7 protein-coding genes and 1 riboswitch are annotated in these 6,670 nt (G+C 75.5%); of the genes, 4 read left to right on the top strand and 3 right to left on the bottom strand.

Annotation, left to right across the window (positions count from 1 at the left end; all coding sequences use genetic code 11):
* Nucleotides 1-243: 243 nt before the first annotated feature.
* From AC4H2H_RS19590 to thiO, 3 genes are all read right to left on the bottom strand, one after another.
* Entirely contained in the window at nucleotides 244-1,041 is a 798-nt protein-coding gene (locus AC4H2H_RS19590) for a thiazole synthase (RefSeq protein WP_494372508.1), read from the bottom strand.
* A 63-nt stretch (nucleotides 1,042-1,104) separates the two neighbouring features.
* Complete coding sequence (thiS, locus tag AC4H2H_RS19585) at nucleotides 1,105-1,341, bottom strand: sulfur carrier protein ThiS (protein WP_494372507.1); 237 nt, start codon at nucleotides 1,339-1,341, stop codon at nucleotides 1,105-1,107.
* Nucleotides 1,342-1,346: 5 nt separating this feature from the next.
* The gene (thiO, locus tag AC4H2H_RS19580) at nucleotides 1,347-2,675 is read right to left on the bottom strand and encodes a glycine oxidase ThiO (RefSeq protein WP_494372506.1); all 1,329 of its coding nucleotides are present in this window, start codon (nucleotides 2,673-2,675) and stop codon (nucleotides 1,347-1,349) included.
* 4 nt (nucleotides 2,676-2,679) lie between these two features.
* A riboswitch (TPP riboswitch) is annotated at nucleotides 2,680-2,757 on the bottom strand.
* 52 nt (nucleotides 2,758-2,809) lie between these two features.
* Between thiO and thiE the strand changes: the two genes are divergently transcribed.
* The 4 genes from thiE to guaA all read left to right on the top strand — a co-directional run bounded on the left by thiE (nucleotide 2,810) and on the right by guaA (nucleotide 6,620).
* Complete coding sequence (gene thiE, locus AC4H2H_RS19575) at nucleotides 2,810-3,502, top strand: thiamine phosphate synthase (RefSeq protein WP_494372505.1); 693 nt, start codon at nucleotides 2,810-2,812, stop codon at nucleotides 3,500-3,502.
* A 148-nt stretch (nucleotides 3,503-3,650) separates the two neighbouring features.
* Entirely contained in the window at nucleotides 3,651-4,298 is a 648-nt protein-coding gene (locus tag AC4H2H_RS19570; protein WP_494372504.1) for a hypothetical protein, read from the top strand.
* Nucleotides 4,299-4,315: 17 nt separating this feature from the next.
* Nucleotides 4,316-4,972, top strand: a complete 657-nt coding sequence (locus tag AC4H2H_RS19565) for an OmpA family protein (RefSeq protein ID WP_494372503.1) — start codon at nucleotides 4,316-4,318, stop codon at nucleotides 4,970-4,972.
* 34 nt (nucleotides 4,973-5,006) lie between these two features.
* Nucleotides 5,007-6,620 carry a glutamine-hydrolyzing GMP synthase gene (guaA, locus tag AC4H2H_RS19560; protein ID WP_494372502.1) on the top strand — a complete coding sequence of 538 codons (1,614 nt, stop codon included), beginning with the start codon at nucleotides 5,007-5,009 and terminating at the stop codon, nucleotides 6,618-6,620.
* Nucleotides 6,621-6,670 lie beyond the last annotated feature (50 nt).

Genomic DNA, 6,670 nt, shown 5'->3' with positions numbered 1-6,670 from the left:
GCGATCCGGCAACGTGCCCGGGGTGAGGTGACGGCTGAGCGTGCGGGGCGGCGTCGGATGCGAAGGGCGTCAAGGCCGCGCTCCTCAGACCCGCGCCCGACAGGCCGGGGTGACGGCGCGGCCAGCCCGAGCACCGACGCCGTCCCGCACGCGGACCCGACCACAGCATGCCCGAACCAGCCCGAGCACCGACGTCGCCCCACAAGCGGACCTGACCACGAGACGGGACATGCCGTCGGCGTGTCAGAGGGCGAGGTCGAGGCGGCCCTCCGGGGGCGAGCTCGCGAGGGCGCCCTCGCGGCGGGGGATGCGCCCCGCACCCGCGGCGAGGCGCCCCGACTCGACGGCCAGGCGCATCGCGTGCGCCATGCGCACCGGGTCGGCGGCGCGCGTGACGGCGGTCGCGAGGAGGACACCGTCGCACCCGAGCTCCATGGCGAGCGCGGCGTCGGACGCGGTACCGATCCCCGCGTCGAGGATCACGGGCACCCGTGCGGCGGCCGCGATCGCCTCGATGTTGCGCGGGTTGAGGATGCCGAGCCCGGACCCGATGGGCGCGCCGAGCGGCATGACCGCAGCGCACCCGACGTCCTCGAGCCGGCGCGCGAGGATCGGGTCGTCATTGGTGTAGGGCAGCACGACGAACCCGTCCCGCACGAGCTGCTCGGCCGCCTCGACGAGGCCGATCGGGTCGGGCAGGAGCGTCACGTCGTCCGCGATCACCTCGAGCTTGACCCACTCGGTGCCGCACGCCTCGCGCGCGAGGTGCGCGGTGAGCACGGCCTCGCGCACCGAGAAGCACCCGGCGGTGTTGGGCAGCGCGCGGATGCCGAGGCGCGAGAGGAGAGCCCAGATCCCGGCGTCCGGGCTCGCCTCGCCGCCCGCACGGACCGCGACGCGGCGCATCGCCACGGTCGTCAGTGCGGTCCCGGACGCGACGAGCGCATCCTCGAGCGTGAGCAGGTTCGCGGCGCCGCCCGTGCCCATGACGAGGCGCGAGCCGACGGTCGTCTCGGCGACGACGAGCGGGTCGTCGCCCAGCGACGGGCTGCTCGCGGCACCGGGGGAGCCAGGGGAGATGTCGGTCGTGGTCACGGTTCCTCCTCAGCCGCCCTGGACGGCGGTGACGATCTCGATACGGTCTCCGGAGGCGACGACCGTGGTCGCCCACGCGCCGCGCGGCACGACGGCGTCGTCCACGGCCACGGCGACGCCCTGCGGTGTCCCGTCGGCGACGTACTGCGGCACGAGCGTGGCGACGAGCTCCTCGAGGCCGGTGCCGGGGGCGAGCCAGCGCGGCTCGCCGTTCACGGTGACCTCGACGGTCGGTACGGGGTTCACGGTTCTCACCTCGGTGTCGTGATGGGCTGGTGCGCCGTCGGGACGGTGCCGAACCCGGGGTTGCACCCGGACTCGGGCGCGGATCGGGGAACAACCGCGGGTTCGGCGGGGAAACGGTCGGTGCGCGCGATGGCGACCGCGGCCGCGACGTCGGGCGGGAGCGCGGTCCCGACGAGCCCCGCGACGACGGCGTCGGCGGTGAGCGGGGCGAGCAGGATGCCGTTGCGGCCGTGGCCGGTCGCGAGGTGCAGGCCGGGGACCGCGGTCGGGCCGACGAGCGGCAGGTTGTCCGGGGTCGCGGGCCGCGCGCGCGGCGTGACGTCGACGAGCGCCGCCTCGTCGATCCCGGGCAGCAGGGCGCGCGCGTCCCGGAGCAGTGCGAAGACACCGCCCGCCGTCGCGCGCCGGTCGTCGGGGTTCTCCTCCGTGGTCGCGCCGACGACGACCTCCCGGTGGCCCGCGCGCGGACCGTCCGGCACGGGGTCGCGCGGCACGACGTAGACCGGCCGACCCTGCACGACGCCCCGCACGACGTGCTCGAGCGCGAGGTCCGGCCCGGCGTCGAGACGCAGCGTCTGGCCCTTCACGGGGCGCGTCGGCACGACGACGCCCGGCACGTCCGCGACCAGCGCGCCGGACTGCCAGCCCGCGGCGAGGACGACCGCACCCGCACGGTGGAGCCGGCCCGCGTCGTCGTGCACGCCCGTGACGCGCCCGGTGGCGTCGAGCGTCAGCCGGGTCGCCGCGACGCGCACGACGGCGGTGCCGGGCATCGGGGTCCCGGCACCGAGCGCCGCGAGGAGCGCGGCGTGCGTCGCGCGCGGGTCGACCGCGTGGTCCCCTGGGGCCCACGCGGCACCTGCCACGCGCGGGCCGAGGAACGGCTCACGGCGCCGGGCGTCGGCGACGGAGATCTCGCGCGACGCGAGGCCGAGGTCCGCGTGCAGCGCGAGGACGCGGCGCAGCAGCGCCAGGTCGTCCGCGTCATACGCGAGCGTGAGCGTCCCGGCGGCACGAAGACCGACGCCGGGCCCGGTCGCCCTCTCGAGGTCGGCCGCGAAGCCGGGCCACGCCGCCGCACCCGCGACGTGGAGGCGCAGCGCGTCGTCCTCGCCGAAGTCGGCCTCGGTCACGGGGGCGAGCATCCCCGCGGCGGCGTGCGTGGCGCCGTCCCCGGGTGAGGGGTCCAGCACGGTGACGGCCAGCCCTGCGCGCGCCGCGCGCCACGCGACGGCGAGCCCCACGATCCCGCCGCCGACGACGACCACGTCGCGCGCGCCGTCGGGCGCCACAGCAGAGGCGCCCACGGACCGCGGGCGAACAGGGGGGTGCATGTGCGCTCCCTTCGCTGGCATGACCCAGATCAGGTTCGACGGTCGGCTCCTACGCCCTCTCAGCCCGTGCGGGCTCCCGTGCTGTCGGCCACAGTACCGCCTGCACCGGGTGGGCCGCGGCTAGGCTCCGGCGGGTGAGCACCGAGACCTTCGCCACGTCCGCCGCGCCGACTCCGGGCGCAGGAGCCGGCCCACGCGCCCGCCTCGCCGACGCACGCCTGTACCTGTGCACCGACGCACGCGAGGAGCGCGGCGACCTGGAGGACTTCCTCCACGCGGCGCTCGCGGGGGGTGTCGACGTCGTCCAGCTGCGGGACAAGACGCTCGACGTCGCGCGCGAGCTCGAGCTCCAGGCGGTCGTCGCCCGGGTCGCGACGGAGCACGGCGCGCTCTGGGCGGTCAACGACCGCGCGGACGTCGCGGCGCTCACCGGAGCCCCCGCGGTCCACATGGGCCAGGGCGACCTGCCCGTGCCGGCCGTGCGCTCCCTCCTCGGTCCGGGGCCCGTGCTGGGCCGGTCGACGCACTCCGCGGCGCAGGCCGCCGCGGCGGAGGCGGACCCCGACGTCGACTACTTCTGCGTCGGGCCGCTGTGGGCGACGCCGACCAAGCCCGGCCGCTCCGCCGTCGGGCTCGACTTGCTGCGCGACGTCGCTACGACCCGCCCGGCGACGCCGTGGTTCGCGATCGGCGGGATCGACGCCGGCCGGCTCGACGCGGTGCTCGACGCCGGGGCGACGCGCGTCGTCGTCGTGCGGGCCATCACCCAGGCTCCCGATCCCGAGAGTGCCGCGCGCGACCTGCGCGCCCGGGTCGTCGGCGCCTGACCAGGGACGCAACGCGCCCGACGAGGCGCCGGATGGGGACTTCTGCCCACCTCCGGCGGGTTCCGCCCGTGCTGTCCGGTATGGCAGGGTCGACGGCGGGCCGCCGCCCGGTCGTCGGGCGGCGGTGGACCGTTCGACTCGGGGGATCATGAACCGCACTCGCTCGACGCTCGCCGCCCTGACCGTCGTCGTCGCTCTCGCGCTGTCGGGCTGCGGGCTCCTCGGCGGGTCCGGGGACGACGCCGACCCGCCCGCGACCGGCGCCGCGGAGACCGGCGTCGGTGCGCCGGCCGATGACGGAGCCGCCGAGGTCGGTTCCGCGCGCGTCGGCGACGCCGTCATGGCCGAGCAGACCGTCGACGCCCCGAGCGGCTCGCTCGGTGGGACGCTCACGACGACGCTCCGCTCCGTCGAGGTGCAGGACGAGGTGCTGACGGTGCGCTGGGCGCTGCGCTGGGACAGCGACGCCCAGCCCGACGACGCGTCCGCGAGCCACACGGACCTCGGCATCGACTGGGTCCTCACCGCGACGGACCCCGTGGGCCTCGTCCAGTACCGGCCGTTCTGCACCGAGGGATCGTGGAAGGGCGGCTCGCCCGACCCGCAGCAGTGCAGCTATCACATCGTCGGGTCGCCGCGGTACCCCTTCGGCGGGTTCGTCAACCACGCGACGATCGAGGCGTGGGCCCAGCTACCGGCGCCCGAGGGCTCGCCCGCGACGATCGACGTCCTGCCTGGCCAGGGGCTGCCCGCCTTCACGGCCGCGGAGATCTCGTACCTCGACGGTGTCGAGTGACGTCGAACCGTAGCCCGGTGCGTCGCGTCGTCGGCGCCGTCCTCGCGGCCGGTGCGCTCGTGGCCGGGCCGGCCGTCGCGGTCGCCTCGCCGGCGACCGCGGCACCCGCCGCGTCGGACGACGCCTCCGCCCGCCACGACGAGCTCGTCGCGGAGGTCGAGCAGCAGCTCGCGGACGAGCGCGACGCGATCCTCGCGGAGGCGGTCACCGACGCCATGCGCGAGGACGCGGTCCACCCGCTGAGCGTCGACGACTCGACGTTCCCGCTCGACGTCGACGACGCGACGACGGGCCTCGAGACGACGCGCGAGGACGACGGGGAGACGGTGGTCGTGCTCACGGCCGACCTGCTCTTCGCGTTCGACCGGTCCGAGCTCTCGCCAGAGGCCGCGGCCGCCCTCGCGCAGCTCCTCGACCAGATCCCGCAGGGCAGCGCGGTCGCCGTCGACGGGCACACCGACTCGATGGGGACCGACGAGCGCAACGACGAGCTGTCCGCCGCGCGGGCAGAGTCCGTCGCGACGGTGCTGCGCGCCGAGCGACCGGACCTGACCCTGACGGTCGAGGGCCACGGCAGCAGGATGCCGGTCGCGGAGAACACCATCGGCGGGAACGACAACCCGGCCGGCCGGGCGCAGAACCGTCGCGTCGAGCTGTCGTTCGAGGACGGCTGACGGAGCGCGCCCCGCGGGCACCTAGAATCGGTGGGTGACCTCCGCTCCAGACGCCGCCGCGTCGCCCGCGCCCGCCACGACCGTCCCCACGCCTCGGCCCGTGCTCGTCGTCGACTTCGGCGCGCAGTACGCGCAGCTCATCGCGCGCCGCGTGCGCGAGGCGAAGGTGTACTCCGAGATCGTGCCGCACACCTTCACGGTCGAGCAGATGCTCGCGAAGGACCCGGCCGCCATCATCCTGTCCGGCGGGCCGTCGTCCGTGTACGCGACCGGAGCCCCCTTCGTGGACCCGGCGCTCTTCGAGGCCGGCGTTCCGGTCATGGGCATCTGCTACGGCTTCCAGGCGATGGCCAAGGCGCTCGGCGGCGAGGTCGCCCAGACCGGGCTGCGCGAGTACGGCGGCACCGAGGTCGAGGTGTGCTCGGCCGGGGTCCTTCTCGCGGAGACGCCCGAGAACCAGACCACGTGGATGAGCCACGGCGACGCGGTGCACCGCGCACCCGAGGGCTTCGAGGTCCTCGCGACGTCGTCGGGCTCCCCGGTCGCGGCGTTCGAGGACCGCGCGCGCCGCCTGTTCGGCGTGCAGTGGCACCCCGAGGTCAAGCACTCCGCGCACGGCCAGACCGTGCTGGAGCACTTCCTGTACGACGGCGCCGGGCTGGCCCCCGACTGGACGCCCGGCAACGTCATCGCCGACCAGGTCGCGGCGATCCGCGCTCAGGTCGGCGACGCGCGCGTCATCTGCGGGCTGTCCGGCGGCGTCGACTCGTCCGTCGCCGCGGCGCTCGTGCAGAAGGCCGTCGGCGACCAGCTCACCTGCGTGTTCGTCGACCACGGGCTCCTTCGCGCGGGCGAGGCCGAGCAGGTCGAGCGCGACTTCGTCGCCGCCACCGGCGTGCGCCTCGTCGTGCGCGACGAGCGCCAGCGGTTCCTCACCGCCCTCGCGGGGCACAGCGACCCCGAGACGAAGCGCAAGATCATCGGCCGCGAGTTCATCCGCGTGTTCGAGGACGCCGCACGCGACATCGTCGCCGAGGCGGGCGAGCACGGCGAAGAGGTCAAGTTCCTCGTCCAGGGCACGCTCTACCCCGACGTCGTCGAGTCCGGCGGCGGCGAGGGCGCGGCCAACATCAAGTCGCACCACAACGTCGGCGGGCTCCCCGACGACCTGCAGTTCTCGCTCGTCGAGCCCCTGCGCACGCTGTTCAAGGACGAGGTCCGCGCCGTCGGGCTCGAGCTCGGCGTCCCCGAGGAGATCGTCTGGCGCCAGCCGTTCCCCGGCCCCGGGCTCGGCATCCGCATCGTCGGCGAGGTCACCGGCGACCGGCTCGAGACGCTGCGCGCCGCCGACGCCATCGCGCGCGAGGAGCTCACCAGGGCCGGCCTCGACCGCGAGATCTGGCAGTGCCCCGTCGTGCTGCTCGCCGACGTACGTTCCGTCGGCGTCCAGGGCGACGGCCGCACCTACGGGCACCCCATCGTGCTGCGGCCCGTGTCGTCCGAGGACGCCATGACCGCCGACTGGACCCGCCTGCCCTACGACGTGCTGTCCGTCATCTCCACGCGCATCACCAACGAGGTGGCCGACGTCAACCGGGTCGTGCTCGACGTGACGAGCAAGCCGCCGGGCACGATCGAGTGGGAGTGACCGTCCGGTCCCGTTGACGGTCGCGGTGCGGCGTGGTTCGGGCGGCGCGG

It is taken from the genome of Cellulosimicrobium sp. BMG9.22, from assembly GCF_059159975.1.
Note: the sequence above shows the minus strand (reverse complement) of the source record. Positions and strands in the feature narration are given on the sequence as shown.